The following is a 15921-nucleotide window of genomic DNA, read 5'->3' on the forward strand; positions in this document are numbered from 1 at the left end:
AATCTAACTTAAGCAACGAATATTTAAAGCTTTCAATTCATTTTAAATCACTTAATTATTCACTATAAAAGTAGCTTTAATTACAAACAAGAACTATAATAAACCTATGCAAAGTAATTTTAAATTTATGCTTTTAATAGTTTCATTAGGTTCATTTTTAAGCACATTAGCGCTTAATCAAATTCTACCGCTTTTACCATTTATTATGCAAGAATATGGAGTGAGCGGAGATAAGATTAGCTTATATAGTGGTTTAGCTTATGCTGGTAGCACACTTACTATGGCATTGTTTGCACCATTATGGGGTATTTTAGCTGATAAATATGGTCGTAAAAAAATGCTTTTAAGAGCTAGTTTTGGTATGGGTTTGTGCTTGTTAATTAGCGTATTTTTAAAAACCGCAGAATCATTTATAATACTTAGATTTATTATGGGATTTTTTTCTGGGTTTAACCCTGCTTGTATTGCATTAATAGCTGTTAATGCTCCTAAAGATGATGTGAATGTATCTCTTGCAAAACTTAGCTCATTTCAGATAACAGGCTCGCTTTTAGGACCATTGTTTGGTGGAGTATTAATGCACTTTTTTGATTTTAGAGTTCAGTTTGCAATATCAGGATTTTTATTAATTAGTATATTTTTATTGATATTGTTTTTTGTAAAAGAAGATTTTACTCCAGTTCCTAAAGGCGAAAAAATAAGGCTTGATAAAGGCTTGTATTCATTTGTAATAGTTTTGTGTTTAGCTTCGTTTTTAGTGCAGTATTCTCAAACATTTATAGGTCCTATAATCGGCTTATTTGTTTCAAAATTAGTAGACCATAAAGAATTAGCTACAGGTTTTTGCTTTAGTTTAGCAGGAATTGCTAGTGCTATATTTGCTCCGAAATTATCAAAATTAGCAAAAGATTATGGAGAAGTTAATTTAATTTTAATTAGCACTTTTGCTTTGTTTATATGTTTAATATTGCATTATTTTACTAGCCATAATTTTTGGTTATTTTGCTTAGTTAGGTTTATAACCGGTATTAGCTTTTGCTCTATTATGCCTAGTGTTTATTCTATGATAAGAAAAAAGATACCTAAACAAATTAGCTCAAAAATATTTGGAATAAATCAGAGTTTTTACGGATTAGGTGCGTTTTTTGGTAGTTTAAGTGGTGGGTATTTTTATAACTTATATGATGAAAAAGTGTTTTTTATTTGTGCTAGTTTTATTTTAGCTAGTTGTTTTTTAGTTTTCTTTTATAAAAGAATAGGTTCAAAATAAAGTAGGGTATTTAGCTTAAGCATTTAAAAATAAATAGATTAGGTTGATTAGTAATAGTTTATTTTTGAATATCTTACAATCTATACGATGAAAAAATCTTTTTTATCTATTCAAGTTTTATTTTAGCTAGTTGTTTTTTTAGTTTTACTTTATAAAAGAATAATTTCAAAATAAAGCAGGTATATTTGTGCTATAGGATAAAAATTATAAATAATAGAATAAAAACTAATCTATATAAAATAAGTAAAATTTTAATTATAGTTATTTTGGCTAAGTGATTTATTTGTGTCAATTTTATTTAATAAAAAATAATCTCAAAATAAAGTAGGGTATTCAGCTTAAGCATTTAAAAATAATACGATGAAAAAATCTTTTTTATCTATTCAAGTTTTATTTTAGCTAGTTGTTTTTTTAGTTTTACTTTATAAAAGAATAATTTCAAAATAAAGTATGGTATTCAGTTTAAATATTTAGAGTAATTCAGAGTTATTTATGGATTAGGTTCGTTTTTTGGTGATATAGCTTATATGATGAAAAGTTTTTTTGCTAGTTTTATTTGTTATTTTACTTAATATATAGACTATACTTGTTTTGAGCTAAATTAATTTAATAGTTTTGATGGATACATAAGAAGACTTTTTAGTCTTCTTTTAAATTATTAGCTATTTTTGCTGCTAATTTTAATTTATCATTATCAAAATGAGTATAAATTCTTGAAGTATTAAGGGAAGCATGTCCTAAGGCTTCTTGGACTAATAACAAATCTTTTTCTTTTTTATAAAGTAGGGTAGCAAAACTATGTCTTAACATATGAGCTCCATTTTTTTCTTTACGAATACCTGCTGCTAATAATACATTTTCAATTAATCTTGATATATAAGCTTGAGTTAATGGCTTACCTTGTTTATTTGTAAATAAGTATTGATTAGGTTCGGCGAAATTATTAAAATATTCTAAATGCTCTTTAATGGAATTTATATTTAGTAAAACCACTCTATATTTATTACCTTTAGCATGAATTCTAAGGCTTATCAAATCATTTTCATAGCTAATATCTTTTAACCTTAATCTAAGAACTTCATTAACCCTTACTCCAGTAAATAATATGATTTTTATAGCAAGTTTATTTCTGTCTTGATTACTTTTAAACTCATAATTATTTAGAGTATTTAAAAATGTTTTCATTTGCTCTTCACTCATAAATTCTGGTAGTTTTTGTCCTGATGATGAGTTTAATCCTGACCAGTTTTTTAACTCTATTTCATAAACATAAGAACTATCATCATCTTTATTTTGCGAACTTAAAAATTTAAAAAAATTAACTATAGCGATTTTGTGATTTTTTTTACTCGCATCACTAAGACCTGCTGTTATGCTTGATAGAATTTCAATTACTAATTCTTCATCAATTAGTTTTAGAGAGTACAGCTTATAGTGAATTATTTGCTCGTAAAATTTTTTAATAGGGTTAAAATAAGTATTTACACCAATCATTCCTATATTTCTTGATTTTTTAGCTAACTCATCTAATTCTTCTATAGTGAAATTATTTTTACTTAAAGCAATATTAATCTCTCTTAATTCTTCTGCTTTTTCAAGTAGTTTATTTGATAAAGAATTTAATTTAAATTTTAGAAATTTAGCTATCCAAAATAAAAATGATTTTGAAAAATTGTCTTCACAATCTAAAGGGTATTTCATAATTGTTCCTTAAAATAAGTTGTTTAATATAGAAAAAAATTATAATAAAAGAAGATTATATTATAAACTTAGTTTTCAATATAAATTTAATATGTAAAATTTTATTAAAAATAATAATAAAAAAATATGATAATTTTACATAAAATAATACATAAAATAATATGATTATTTTTATAAATATACTAAATATCGTATAAAATATCAAAAAAATTATTTATATATTTTATTAAAATAATTAATATAGAAATAATTCAAATTTATGTTAAGCATATAAAAAATAGTTTGAAAATTATATTACATATATAAATTAAATTCTAAAACCTTATTAAATCTAATTTTGCTATGTTTGGAAATGAAGTATTTTTATAGTATTGAAATTATTGGCGTAGGCATATAAAAAATACATAAGTGATTGGTATAAGTATATAATTTTTAAGTTCCGTAAGACTATTAAATTATTTTAATAATAAAGCAATCTAAATTGATTATTAGCATATTTAATATTTTATATATTATATTAGTATTGAAAACTATAATTTTCAAATTAGTATTTTAAAACCATATCACCACTCTGCAATTTTAATAAAACTGAAGATTTTAGTAAGTCTTTTTTTTGCAACTATTAGTTCAAATGCTATTTTAAGCTTACTTGTTGTGTTTAATAGTATTTTGAATTATGTTTTATAAACTCATATATTTTATTGGACAATAGAAATATATGTATATGTTATTTGCTAAAAGCTCAAAATCACTAAGCTTAGCAGTATTATTAAAATCAGCCAAAGCACTCTCGAAATCTCACGCAAACTTCACAGGCACTGCTAAAGCACCAATTTGGGCTAAATTGCCACTTAGTTCATCTTTAAAATTTTTTTAACTCTTTACTTACTAATTTAGTAATACTTACATTCAATTTATCCATATCATTAGCACTTAGCTTTTTAATGCATAATTGTATAATACAAATGCGTGATATAAGTAGCTCTTATTGAGCGACAAGGGCTTTAAATGTATATTGTAGGCTAATATACAAGGCTTTAATGCTTCGCTAGCAAGGTAACTTAGTCTAGTCCGCCTGTCAATCAATATCATAAAATGACTCAATATAATATTTGCTATTGATATCTTTTGAAGTCAAATATATATAATGCTTAAGCACTTTTTAAATACTTATTTTAAACTAAATATCAAATATGCTTTAAGTTAAGGCAAATGCAAGTGCCGTTGTTTTAAGTGTAGTGTTGTTTTATATATTTTGAATTTGATTTGTATAAAAGGTTTTAGTTTATAAAACAAGAAAATTATTATTCTTGTTTTTTGCTCTGGTATTTTGCTAATTCACTTTTTTGCATTTTTAATATATGTTCATCTGTTACTAGAACATAAAAAATACCTTCAAATACACATACTTCTCTTATATATGCTTTTACTAAAACTTCTCTTTTTTTACTATTATCAAATTTAGCAGTTGCTTCAAAAGATATAATATCCCCTATTTTAGCCGGCGCAAAAAAACTAGTTCTTGAGCCTATAACACAGGTATTTTTTTTGTTAATTGCTACTTGTGCAACATAAGCTCCTGCAGAATATATAAAACCATTATGCGCTAAACCTTCAGAATCTGAAATTAATTCAGATGTTATTTTTAATTGCAGATTTGCTTTATTTTCATCTGTTTCGGTAATGTTGCCACAAATTTCTGTATTTATTGTAGGGCAAGCTTCAACATTGATTTTAATCTCTGTAGAATTTTCTTCTATATCATTTTTTTCTTCAGCCATTTCATACCTTTAATTTTATATATATTCTTTTTGGTGCAGGATAACCTTCTTTTGTAAAATCATCATCTTCTAAAAAATCTTCCAAGCTATATCCATCAATCCAATCTGTTTTCCTTTGCTCTTCTATTGTTGTTTTAGAAGTTGCTAGTATTTCAAATTCTTTAAAATTAGCTTTTTTACACCAATTTTGCAATGCTTTAATACTTGGTATAAAATATACATTAGACATTTTTGCATAACTTGTATCTGGAACTAAAGCAAAAGGTTGTTCGCTATCAAAATAAATAGTATCTAAGAATACAATCCCATTAGTGTTTAGGCTTTGTTTTAATTGTTTTAGCATTTGCACTGGGTCGCTTCTGTGATAAATCACCCCTAAGCAAAAAATTACATCAAATTTATGATTGTAGCTTGGTAAATCAGCTACCCCTAATCTTTCAAATACAATATTTGTTTTAAATAAGGAATTTAAAAAAGTAAATTGCTCATAGCACCTTTGAGAAGGGTCAAATCCGACAATCTTAGTCGGTCTAAATTCTTGCATTCTAAACATATAATAACCATTATTGCACCCAACATCAGCCACTATTTTATTCTCAATACAACTAATATGCTTTTTTAAAATATTATATTTTATATTGCTTTTCCACTCACTATCTATAAAAATATTATTTATTTTAAAAGGCCCTTTTCTCCAAGGTTTAAGGCTTTTTGCTTTAATTAATAAATCTTCTTCATTTAATGTATCATCATAAATTTCAACAATATCATCAAAAATAACTTTCATTATCCCTCATGCCCTAAAATTTTTGCTGTTAAATCTATAAAAACATCATTTAGCATTTCATTTAGCAAAGCATCATTATTAAATATAAATTCTTCAACTTGTGTATAGTCTATATTTTGCTTTTCTAATAATAATTTTAATGCCAAAAATTCTTTACTATGCGTTACTATAGTATTTTGAACTGCACCTCTTGGTGCGTTTTGTAATACGTCTATTAGTTTTTCTTCTGGTGTGGTCTCAAATAATTTATCAAAATCATCCATTTTAATTCTCCAATAACTTATTTAAATAAAAACATATTTTAACTAAATAAATTATCATACAATTGATTTTTATGTTTTGTTTTTTTGTATTGATTTTGCTTTTTTATTTTCTCTAGAGTATTAAATTTGCTAATTAGCTCAAATCTGTCTAATTGAGAAAAACAGCATAAATTTACAAAATTTTCTAATTCTTTTGAATATGTAGAATCAAGATAAACTGGCTCACATTTATTTAGTAATTTTAAATTCTGCTCTATGCTAGATGCGAAAATACCATCTGAAAAATCTTCTTTTTTTAAGGCTAAAGCAAAGCGATTAGCAGCTTTTTCTAAAGCTCTTAAGTATTTTACACGCTTTGCTTTATCGTTCATAATTATTTATTAGCTCTTTCTATATACTCGCCTCTTTGAGTATCTACTCTAATAACTTCCCCTTCTAATACATGGAAAGGTATTTGAACAACTGCACCACTTTCTAAAGTAGCTGGCTTTTTATTAGAGCCTTGTGTGTCACCCTTGAAATTCGGTTGAGTTTCAACTATTTTTAGTTCAACAACTTGCGGAACTTCAACGCCTATTGCTTTTCCGTTATGGAATAATACGCTTACATTCATACCATCAATCATCCATTTTCTACTTTCGCCAACATCTTCTTCTGTTATAGCTACTTGCTCATAAGTCTCATTATCCATAAATTGGCAAAATTCTCCATCATCATATAAATATTGCATTTCTTTTTCTACTAAGTTAGGAGATTCACATTTATCACCTGCGTGGAAAGTTTTTTCTAAAACCTTACCATTTATGAAAGATTTTATTTTTATTCTTACAAAAGCAGGACCTTTACCTGGCTTTACATGTTGATATTCCACTATTTTATAAGGAACACCTTCTATTTCTATTTTTAAACCCTTTTTTAAATCACCCATTGAATAAGATGCCATTTTGTTAATCCTTTAAAATTAAATTAAATCCAAATTTCTTCAAAATCAGAATTGATATTATAGTTTTTTAAACTATCTATAAGGTAATGTAATAAAGAAATATTGTTAGTATCTATGACTATCTGAGAATATTTTTTATTATTAATTAAAAAATATTTCAAATTTAAATTAGATATAGTTTGTTTTACACAAAATAAAGAATAATTATCGTTTTTATCTATATTTAATTTAAAAAATTTCTTTTTACTTAAATTACCTGTATCTTGTAATTCAAAATGAACATAAAGTTCATTTGATATTGGGTAAGAATCTCCCAATTCATCTTTAGCTAATTTAGCATACCACTCATTATTTGATATTTTATTTTTAATAATTTCAATATTTTCATCAATAATTTTAGAAATCTGCAAATCTTTATAATTTGCAGATTTTATTAATAGCATTAAAACCAATACTAAAATAAAAAAAATTATTCCAAATATAAAATATAACGAGTGTTGTTTCATTACTATTGTAATTGATCTTTAATTATATCACCTATTGTAATTTTATCATCAGAATTAAATTTTTCTAAATCTTCACGAGTTTTAATTAAATTTAATTTTTTTATACTTAAGCGAATTTTACCATTTCTAGTGAAAATTAAAGCTCCTTCAATTTCATCTCCAATATTAGGCTTAACTTCTCCTAAATCTTCATTTTTAATTAAAGCTTCAACTTTATCATTTACTTTAACGAACACTCCAAAGTCTTTAATATCGCTTACAATACCTTTAATAACATCACCTAATCTATGTTCTTTAGCAAATAATGAACTAGGACTTTCTTCTAAATGTTTAACACTTAAAGAAATTTTTTGGTTTTCACTATCAATTTTTCTAATTTTAACTTTTACTTTATCCCCTACTTTATAAACTTTTTTGCAAGTTTCATTTTCAGTCCAAGATATATCATCATTTAATAATAAACCTTCAATATTGTCAATTTTAACAAAAGCTCCAAAATTTGTAATAGTGCTAATCTCGCCTTCAACAATATCTCCTGCTTTAAATTTCTCATTAAAGCCATCAAAAGGTTTTGGAAGTAAATTTTTAAGAGATACTCTTAAACGGCGTTTTTCATAATCTATTTCAATTACTTCAACATCAATTTCTTGACCTTCTTTTAAATAATCTCTTGGATTTTTAACATTTTTATCCCAAGAAATTTCACTTATATGTAAAAATCCTTCAATATCATTTCCTAAATCTACAAAAGCTCCATAATTTTCAATATTAGAAACTACTACTTTTAAAATATCTCCAATTTCTAAGCTATCTTTAATTTCATCCCAAGGGTCACTTAAAGCTGCTTTGATTGATAAAGAAATATGTTTTTTCTCTTCATCATATCCTACAATTTTTACTAAAACTTTATCCCCTTCTTTGTATAAAGTACTAGGATTTACAGGACCTTTATAAGATATTTCGCTATAATGAACCAAGCCATCAACCCCACCAATATCAACAAACATTCCATAGCTTGTAAGTTTTCTAACAACACCTTCTTTAAGTTCTGAATCGTTGATTATATTATTAATTAATTCTTTTTTCTTTTTGCGGTCTTCTTCGTTTGCTTTTCTTTTTGACACAACTATACTTTGTGTTTCTTCATCAATTTTTAATATTTTAACTTTAATTTTTTTATTCATTAAAGTATTAATTTCTTTATGAGAGCATTGTGATTTTGGTAAGAAAAATTCTACTTCATTATTATCTACTGCAACAAAACCACCACGATTTTTTCCTATGATTTTTACTTCAAAAGTATCGTTATTGTCTTCATTATAGTTTTTAATAAATTCAACTACTTTTTCTTTACGAAGTGCTTTTTTGTATGATAATAAACGGCGTCCATTATAACTACCTACAACTGTTACTTTAATAACATCATCAACATTAAATAATAGCTTATCATCTTTTGTGATTTCACTAATGTTTAAAACACCTTCTGATTTATCTTGTATATCAACAAATACTTCGTCGCCTTCAATTTTAATAATTTTTCCATCAATTACTGAAATATTTTCAGGATTTTTTTCGCTTTCAAACTCATCTAACATTGCCGCGAAATCAATGTTTTCTAAATCTTCTAAATTGTTATGAGCTCCATTTAACTTAGCCATTTTGGTCCTTTTGTAATAAAATTAATCAAATTAAGAAATGATTGTGCCCTATTCTATCACTATTTCACTTATGACTATTTAATATTAAGTAAAATTTTCTATTTTTTTAACAACTTTATCAATAATCCATTCAGGTGTGCTAGCTCCTGCACTAATTCCGCATAGATTTTTATCCTTAAACCAATTAAAATCTAATTCATTTTCATTTTCAATTAAATAACTATCTTTGCAATGCTCTTTTGCTATTAAAAATAATTGCTTTGTATTTGAGCTATTTTTACCGCCAACAATTATCATAACATCACTTTTCATTGCAAGAATTTTAATAGCTTCTTGGTTTTTAAATGTTGCATCGCAAATTGTATTAAAAACTCTTACTTCTTTTACTTTTAACATTAAAAAATTAGCTATTTGCATAAATTTTTCTACTTTTTTTGTAGTTTGACTTACTAAAGCTACTTTATTTTTAAACTTAATATCTATCAGTTCTTTTTCATCTAAAACTACATAATTATTAGTAGTAGCATAACTTCTTACGCTTTTTACTTCTGGATGATTGCTATCTCCAAAAATAACAATTTCATACCCTTCGTTGCTCATTTTTTCCACAATTTCTTGTGGCTTTTTAACGAAAGGGCAAGTTGCGTCTATAATTTCTCTACCACTTTCTTTTAATACATCTAAGTCTTGTTTTGTTATTCCATGCGTTCTTATAATAGCCTTTTTCTCATCATTTAATTCTGTTATATCATTAATAGTCTTTACATTAAAATCGTTCTTTAATCTTGATATTTCATCATTATTGTGAATTAATGGCCCAATAGTGGCTGCATCTTTAGTCTTTTCTGCTTGTTTGATAGCTCTTTTAACTCCAAAACAAAATCCGTAACTTTTAGCTAATTCTATTTTCATATTTTATTGTCTTTCAAATAAAGATAAAATTTCATAAAAATTTGTAAAAGAAGCATCTACACATTCAACATTGTCAATTTCTATTTCATAATCTTTAGCTAGTAAAGAAAAACTCATAGCTATTCTGTGGTCTGCAAAACTTTTTAGTATTACATTATTATTTTTTATACTTTTTCCAACAACCATAAATCCATCTTCAAATTCTTCGTATTCAACACCTAAAATTGAATAATTTTCAAGGACAGCCTTTATTCTATCGCTTTCTTTTACTCTTAATTCTTTTGCATTTTTGACAATAGAATTTCCTTCAGCATATAAAAATGCTATTGATAATGCTGGTATTTCATCAATTAGCCAAGAAATATTTTCACTAACTTCAACAGCCTTTAATTTAGAACTTTTTATAGTAATGGTTCCTATATTTTCATAATCATTTTTCTCTATTTGATATGTAATATTTGCCCCCATTTTTTCAAGAATTTTAAATGCTTCAATTCTAGTTTTATTTAAAAGCATATTTTTTAAAACTAGAGTGGAATTATCACTGATAGCACATAAAACAGCAAAGAAAAATGCAGAAGAAGGGTCATTTGGAACTTCTATTTCATACGATTGTAATTTATCTTGTAATGGTTTTACTTCTATTTTAGAACCATCTGTTTTTATTGGTGCTTTTATCATTTTTAATAAATTTTCTGAATGGTCTCTGCTTAATTCGCTTTCGTATATTTCGCAACCATTACTTAATAATCCAGCTAATATTAATGCAGTTTTTACTTGTGCTGATTTTAGAGTATTTTCAAAAGTAAAATAATCTATTTTCTCTCCCCTAATTGCTAAAGGAGCATAATTTGCCCCTTCTCTACCATCAATTTTAGCCCCTAGTTTATTAAGTATATCGCTTACTCTTTTCATAGGTCTTTTGTTTAAATATTCATCTCCGCTTAAAACAAAAAAACCATCTTGACTAGCTAAAAAACCAATTAAAAGTCTCATTAGTGTCCCAGAATTTCCACAATCTAAAACTACATTAGGAGATTTGATAGCATTAGGCGGTGTTATAACTAATTCATTTTTATCTTCATATATTTTTATTGTAGCACCTAAATTTCTTACAACTTCTAAAGTATGTAGGCAATCTTGTGCGTAAAGATAGTTTTTAACCTTACACTCCCCATTAGTTAATAAAGAAAATAAAGCAGCTCTATGAGAGATAGATTTATCTGCAGCTATATTTTCCAAAACTAAATCAAATTGTTTATTTAATGCTTTTATTTTCATCTTAATTTTAATCCTATTTTATCTAATTCACTAATAATTTCATTCATTTCATTATTTATATCATCATTTTTTAATACTTTTTCATCATCAACAAATGAAAAACTTATACTTAAACTTTCATAATCTTTTAAGCTTTCATCTTGATATAAATCTACTATTTTAAAATCTTTTAAATTCTTAATGTTTAATTTATTTATAGTTGATTTTATAACCGAATAATCATAATTTTTAGGCACTAAAATACTTAAATCTCTAGTTGTTCCTTGGAATTTTGAATAAGCTTTTGCTTGTATAAAATCATACTCTAAAGCATTAAAATCAATTTCGCATAAATAAGTAACCGGTAATTCTAATTCATTTTCTAAATGTAAATCTAATCTTCCAACTACCCCTATTTTTTGATTGTTTTTATAAATATCAGCTCTTTCAAATTCGCTAAATAAATGATAATCACTAGATTTTAATTGAAAATCCTTTAATATTGTTTTTAATTCATTTAAGAATGTGAAAAAATCAACATTTTTAGGTTTTGCATGATTTTTTAAATTTGCATTTTCACTTAAGCCAGAGCTAATTAAAGCAAATTTTTTATTTTCTTGTCCGTTTTCATCAAAGACACTACCAATTTCAAATAATTTTACTGATTTTCTTGAATTATTAAAATTAAAACTAGCTTGTTTTAAAAGTGTGCTAATAATAGAACTTCTTAGCGTATTCATTTCATTTGTGATTGGGTTTATAATTTCATTTTTGATATATTTTAAATTTAATTTTTCTAAAAATTCTTTACTATCAAAAACATAGCCAATACTTTCAAAATATCCACACATTAAAGCTCTATTTCTTAATTCAAGAGATTTTTTATATTTTAAATAAGTGTTGTTTGTTCTGTTTAATTCATAAAAATCAAGTGGTTTAGGCTTAATATTATCAATGCCTATCATTCTTACTATTTCTTCACAAATATCAGCAGAATTATTAATATCATGTCTATAAAATGGAACTTTTAAATATAGATTATCTTCAGCAATACTTAATTCAAACCCTAATCTTTTTAAAATTTTCACAACATCATTTTTTTCGCAAGACTGACCTATCATATTTTCAAGCTCACTAATATTACAATTAATTGATATTTTTTCTTTGCTTGGGGTATTTTGACAAGAACTACCATAAATTTTAATGTTTTTATTAAGTTGTAACAAATTAAATAAATAATCAATTCCTATATTAAGCTCTGGTTCGCTGCCCCTAAAACTTCTATAAATATCTGTATTTTTATAATTTTTATGAGTATTTGCGATTATTTTAGGATTTACATAATTTGCAATTATGATTATTTTTTTACTATCTTTATCTATTTTAAATTCTTCATTTTGTGTAATTCCAGCAATTGCTAATTCTTTATCTTTATACTTAATAACAAATTCTTTGTTTTCTTTGGTTTTTACATCTAAACTTATTTGTTCGCATTCATTACATAATTTACTTAAATCAACTGCATTAAATAATACCCCGCTTGCATGTGTTGTATAAGATAATAAGTTTTCTATAGCATTATCTTTTAATTCTTCAATACTAGCTAATCTTAATTTAACCTTTAAAGTATTTTCAATATTATTTAATAATTCTATTGCTTTTATATTTAAATTACCATCAATTCCATCACTAAAATGAACATTTAAAATTCTTCTAATACCTTCTGCATTATCAACATCTTTAAAAGGTTTCTTTTCTTTTAAATTAATATCTAATGCTGCACTTAAATCTCTTGCTATACCATTAATACTTAAGCAATCCCCACGATTAGGAGTTAGCTCAATTTCAATTAATTCATCATTAAATAAAGGATATTCGCATAATTCTTTACCTAAAGTAAGTTCGCCTATACTACTATCTAAAACCATAATGCCATCATTTATTTTAGCAAATCCAAGTTCAGTTGATGAGCATATCATTCCATTGCTCTCAACCCCACGCAATTTAGCTTTTTTAATAGTAATATCACCAATTTGTGCACCTTCTAAACTAACTGCTACAAATTGCCCTGCTTCAACATTTTTAGCTCCACATACGATTTGTAAAACTTCATTACCAACATCTACTTGGCAAATGCTTAATTTTTCAGCATCAGGGTGCTTTTCTTTACTCATTACTTTTGCAACTACAACTTTTTTAGGAGCTATAATTGTAGTTACTCCATCAACTTCTAAACCTATGCTATTTAAAGTTTTTACTAATTCATCTGTGCTAATATTTTTTAAGTCTATAAATTCATTTAACCAATTCTTACTAATTATCATTTAAATTGCTCCAATAATCTTAAATCTCCTTCAAATAATGACCTTAAATCAGGTATTTTATGAAGTAGCATTGCAAATCGCTCAACTCCTAAACCAAAAGCATATCCGCTAACATTTTTATAGCCAACATTTTTAAATACATTTGGATGAACCATACCACAACCCATAACTTCAATAAAGCCAGTTTGCTTACAAATTCTACAACCACAACCACCACAAAATACACAAGATATATCAACTTCTGCACTAGGCTCTGTGAATGGGAAAAAGCTTGGACGAAATCTAACTTTTACATCTCCGAACATATATCTTAAAAATTCTTCTAAAACATATTTTAAATTAGCAAAAGATATTTTATCCCCATCTTCAACCACAAGCATTTCTATTTGATGAAACATAGGAGTATGTGTAATATCAAAATCTCTTCTAAATACGGCACCAGGTGCAATCATTCTAATAGGTGGATTTTGTTTTTTCATAGTTCTTATTTGCACCGGACTTGTTTGAGTTCTAAGTAGTAGTTTATCTATAAAATAAAAAGTATCTTGCATATCTCTAGCAGGATGTGATTTAGGTAAATTTAAAGCTTCAAAATTATGAAAGTCATCTTCAATCAACGGACCTTCTTCAAGACTAAAATTTTGTCTTAAAAAATAATCAATTATCTTATCCATTGTGCTCATTACGGGATGAAGAGCACCAGAATTTGAACGCTCATCAAAATAAGCAAAATTGAAAGCATCTTTTTTAGCTTTTGCTTTTATAAATTCATCTTTTAAATATTTTTGCTTTTGAGTAAATTTATCATTAAATTCATCTCTTAATTTATTTAAAATTTCTGCTTTTTGTTTTTTTTCATCACCTTCTAAGTCTTTTAACTTAGCAAATTCACTTGTTAAATAACCTTTTTTACCAAGAATTTGCACCTTTATTTGCTCTAATTCTTCAAGCGAAGAACAATTATCTAAACTAATTAAAATATCTTCCAAGAGTTAGCCTTTTTATTGATTTTTTACAATTTTAGTGTAAATTACATAAATAAACGATTAAGACTATTAAAAAAAGGAAAGAAAATGAGCGATTTAAATGTTTTTGAAAGAATTGTAATAGGCGAACTCCCATCTAGTAAAGTTTTAGAAAATGATGAATTTTTAGCATTTCACGATATAGACCCAAAAGCTCCTGTTCATATATTAATAATTCCTAAAAAAAGATTTGTAAGTTTTCAAGATGTTGATGGTGCTACAATGGCAAAAATGACAGATTTTATTCACGAAGTTGCAAAATTATTAGGACTTGATAAAAGCGGATATAAATTACTTACTAATGTAGGTGCTGATGCAGGACAAGAAGTGTTTCATTTACATTTTCATATGCTAGGTGGATTAAAACTATTTATCCCAAAAGTTGAAGAAAATAAAGAAGCATTATTTTAATTTAAATTCCTAGCATTTAGCTAGGAATGTTTTAATATTCTAAATCGGGTTTGATTGTTTTAGAAGTTGAAGCAGGTAAGCTAGGATATGTAATATCAGGCATTTTACCTGTTAGTGATTTTAAGAATGTAATTATTAATTGTGATTCTTCATCATTTATTTCTATTCCTAATTGGATTTTTCCCATTAATTTAACAGCTTCATCTAATTCCCAAATAGCACCATTATGATAATAAGGTGCGGTTAATTCAATGTTTCTTAATGTAGGAGCTTTAATTAAACCATCGCTATCTCCTTTAAAATCACCTATATTTGCATATTTATATTTATTAGCTACTTCAAATGCTTGTAGTGTCCCACCAAGATTAATACCTGTATGACAAGCAGTGCAACCTTTATCTATGAATAGTTTTAATCCTTGTTTTTCTTCTTTACTTAAAGCTTTTTCATTACCATTTAAAAATTCATCAAATCTTGATGGAGTTATTAAGGTTCTTTCAAAAATACCAATACTTGTAGCAATTAAATCAAAATCAATTTTTTTATCTCCATAAGCTTTTTTAAAATCATTAACATATTCAGGAATTGAAGTAATTTTGCTCACAACTTCACTTGGTATAGCTGCCATTTCTACTGATGATTGGATAGGTCCTTTTGCTTGGTCTTGCAAGTGACCTGAACGACCATCCCAAAATTGCGAAGAATTAAATACAGAATTATAAACCGTTGGAGAGTTTAGATGATGTGGATTAGGAGACCATTTATGCCCTGTACTTGCTGGAACTCCATCAGTTCCACCTAAACCTAAATTATGACAGGTATTACAAGATATAATTCCACTTTTTGAAATTCTTGGGTCAAAATATAGTTTTTTACCAAGCTCAACTCTTTCTTTAGTGGTAGGATATTCTACATAATCAGGTGCATATTGTTTAATTAATTCTTCTAATTTGGCTTTATCGCTAGGTATAGCAACCAAACCTGCTTCTTTTGCTTCATCAATTAAACTAGCAGCATTTAAACCTACTAATAAACTTAAAGATAACATAATTTTTTTCATTATTTTCTCCTTTTAATTAA

Annotated in this window: 16 protein-coding genes; 3 read left to right on the forward strand and 13 right to left on the reverse strand. The window is 26.0% G+C overall.

The features are described 5' to 3' along the window. Window positions 1-106: 106 nt before the first annotated feature. Window positions 107-1270: an MFS transporter gene (locus AVBRAN12647_RS02960; RefSeq protein ID WP_336609874.1), complete on the forward strand. Its 1164-nt coding sequence runs from the start codon at window positions 107-109 to the stop codon at window positions 1268-1270. A 639-nt stretch (window positions 1271-1909) separates the two neighbouring features. Here the strand turns inward: AVBRAN12647_RS02960 and AVBRAN12647_RS02965 are convergent. Then, the gene (locus AVBRAN12647_RS02965) at window positions 1910-2971 is read right to left on the reverse strand and encodes a tyrosine-type recombinase/integrase (RefSeq protein ID WP_214120637.1); all 1062 of its coding nucleotides are present in this window, start codon (window positions 2969-2971) and stop codon (window positions 1910-1912) included. 718 nt (window positions 2972-3689) lie between these two features. Here AVBRAN12647_RS02965 and AVBRAN12647_RS02970 point away from each other — a divergent pair. Continuing rightward, window positions 3690-3848 (forward strand): hypothetical protein, encoded by a 159-nt coding sequence (locus AVBRAN12647_RS02970; RefSeq protein WP_336614673.1) that lies wholly within the window; start codon window positions 3690-3692, stop codon window positions 3846-3848. 427 nt (window positions 3849-4275) lie between these two features. Here AVBRAN12647_RS02970 and AVBRAN12647_RS02975 read toward each other — a convergent pair whose 3' ends face one another. The 11 genes from AVBRAN12647_RS02975 to pheS all read right to left on the reverse strand — a co-directional run bounded on the left by AVBRAN12647_RS02975 (window position 4276) and on the right by pheS (window position 14394). Further along, window positions 4276-4752: a PaaI family thioesterase gene (locus tag AVBRAN12647_RS02975; RefSeq protein ID WP_214117512.1), complete on the reverse strand. Its 477-nt coding sequence runs from the start codon at window positions 4750-4752 to the stop codon at window positions 4276-4278. Between the two features lies 1 nt (window position 4753). After that, entirely contained in the window at window positions 4754-5539 is a 786-nt protein-coding gene (gene cmoB / locus AVBRAN12647_RS02980) for a tRNA 5-methoxyuridine(34)/uridine 5-oxyacetic acid(34) synthase CmoB (protein WP_239803684.1), read from the reverse strand. Then, entirely contained in the window at window positions 5539-5802 is a 264-nt protein-coding gene (locus tag AVBRAN12647_RS02985) for a DUF2018 family protein (protein WP_214117514.1), read from the reverse strand. The genes cmoB and AVBRAN12647_RS02985 overlap by 1 nt, the downstream gene beginning before the upstream one ends. Before the next feature lie 38 nt (window positions 5803-5840). Further along, window positions 5841-6173 carry a hypothetical protein gene (locus AVBRAN12647_RS02990; protein ID WP_214117515.1) on the reverse strand — a complete coding sequence of 111 codons (333 nt, stop codon included), beginning with the start codon at window positions 6171-6173 and terminating at the stop codon, window positions 5841-5843. A 2-nt stretch (window positions 6174-6175) separates the two neighbouring features. Beyond that, a complete protein-coding gene (efp, locus tag AVBRAN12647_RS02995) occupies window positions 6176-6745 on the reverse strand; it encodes an elongation factor P (RefSeq protein WP_214117516.1) in 570 nt (189 codons plus the stop codon). A gap of 23 nt (window positions 6746-6768) precedes the next feature. Further along, complete coding sequence (locus tag AVBRAN12647_RS03000; RefSeq protein WP_214117517.1) at window positions 6769-7251, reverse strand: hypothetical protein; 483 nt, start codon at window positions 7249-7251, stop codon at window positions 6769-6771. Window positions 7252-7253: 2 nt separating this feature from the next. After that, window positions 7254-8909, reverse strand: coding sequence for a 30S ribosomal protein S1 (locus tag AVBRAN12647_RS03005; protein WP_214117518.1), 1656 nt, complete (start codon window positions 8907-8909; stop codon window positions 7254-7256). Window positions 8910-8993: 84 nt separating this feature from the next. Further along, complete coding sequence (locus AVBRAN12647_RS03010) at window positions 8994-9821, reverse strand: 4-hydroxy-3-methylbut-2-enyl diphosphate reductase (protein WP_336614674.1); 828 nt, start codon at window positions 9819-9821, stop codon at window positions 8994-8996. A 3-nt stretch (window positions 9822-9824) separates the two neighbouring features. Then, window positions 9825-11102 carry a 3-phosphoshikimate 1-carboxyvinyltransferase gene (gene aroA, locus AVBRAN12647_RS03015; RefSeq protein ID WP_336612459.1) on the reverse strand — a complete coding sequence of 426 codons (1278 nt, stop codon included), beginning with the start codon at window positions 11100-11102 and terminating at the stop codon, window positions 9825-9827. Next, window positions 11099-13405, reverse strand: a complete 2307-nt coding sequence (gene pheT, locus AVBRAN12647_RS03020; protein WP_336614675.1) for a phenylalanine--tRNA ligase subunit beta — start codon at window positions 13403-13405, stop codon at window positions 11099-11101. Before pheT ends, aroA begins: the two co-directional genes overlap by 4 nt. Further along, a complete protein-coding gene (pheS, locus tag AVBRAN12647_RS03025) occupies window positions 13402-14394 on the reverse strand; it encodes a phenylalanine--tRNA ligase subunit alpha (protein ID WP_336614676.1) in 993 nt (330 codons plus the stop codon). The genes pheT and pheS overlap by 4 nt, the downstream gene beginning before the upstream one ends. Before the next feature lie 84 nt (window positions 14395-14478). On the opposite strand from pheS, the gene AVBRAN12647_RS03030 reads away from it, so the two are divergent. Next, a complete protein-coding gene (locus AVBRAN12647_RS03030; RefSeq protein ID WP_214120332.1) occupies window positions 14479-14841 on the forward strand; it encodes a histidine triad nucleotide-binding protein in 363 nt (120 codons plus the stop codon). Window positions 14842-14872: 31 nt separating this feature from the next. Here the strand turns inward: AVBRAN12647_RS03030 and AVBRAN12647_RS03035 are convergent, their stop codons facing one another. Continuing rightward, window positions 14873-15901: a cytochrome-c peroxidase gene (locus tag AVBRAN12647_RS03035; protein ID WP_214117524.1), complete on the reverse strand. Its 1029-nt coding sequence runs from the start codon at window positions 15899-15901 to the stop codon at window positions 14873-14875. Window positions 15902-15921 lie beyond the last annotated feature (20 nt).

It is taken from the genome of Campylobacter sp. RM12647 (assembly GCF_020138135.1).
GTDB lineage: Bacteria > Campylobacterota > Campylobacteria > Campylobacterales > Campylobacteraceae > Campylobacter_E.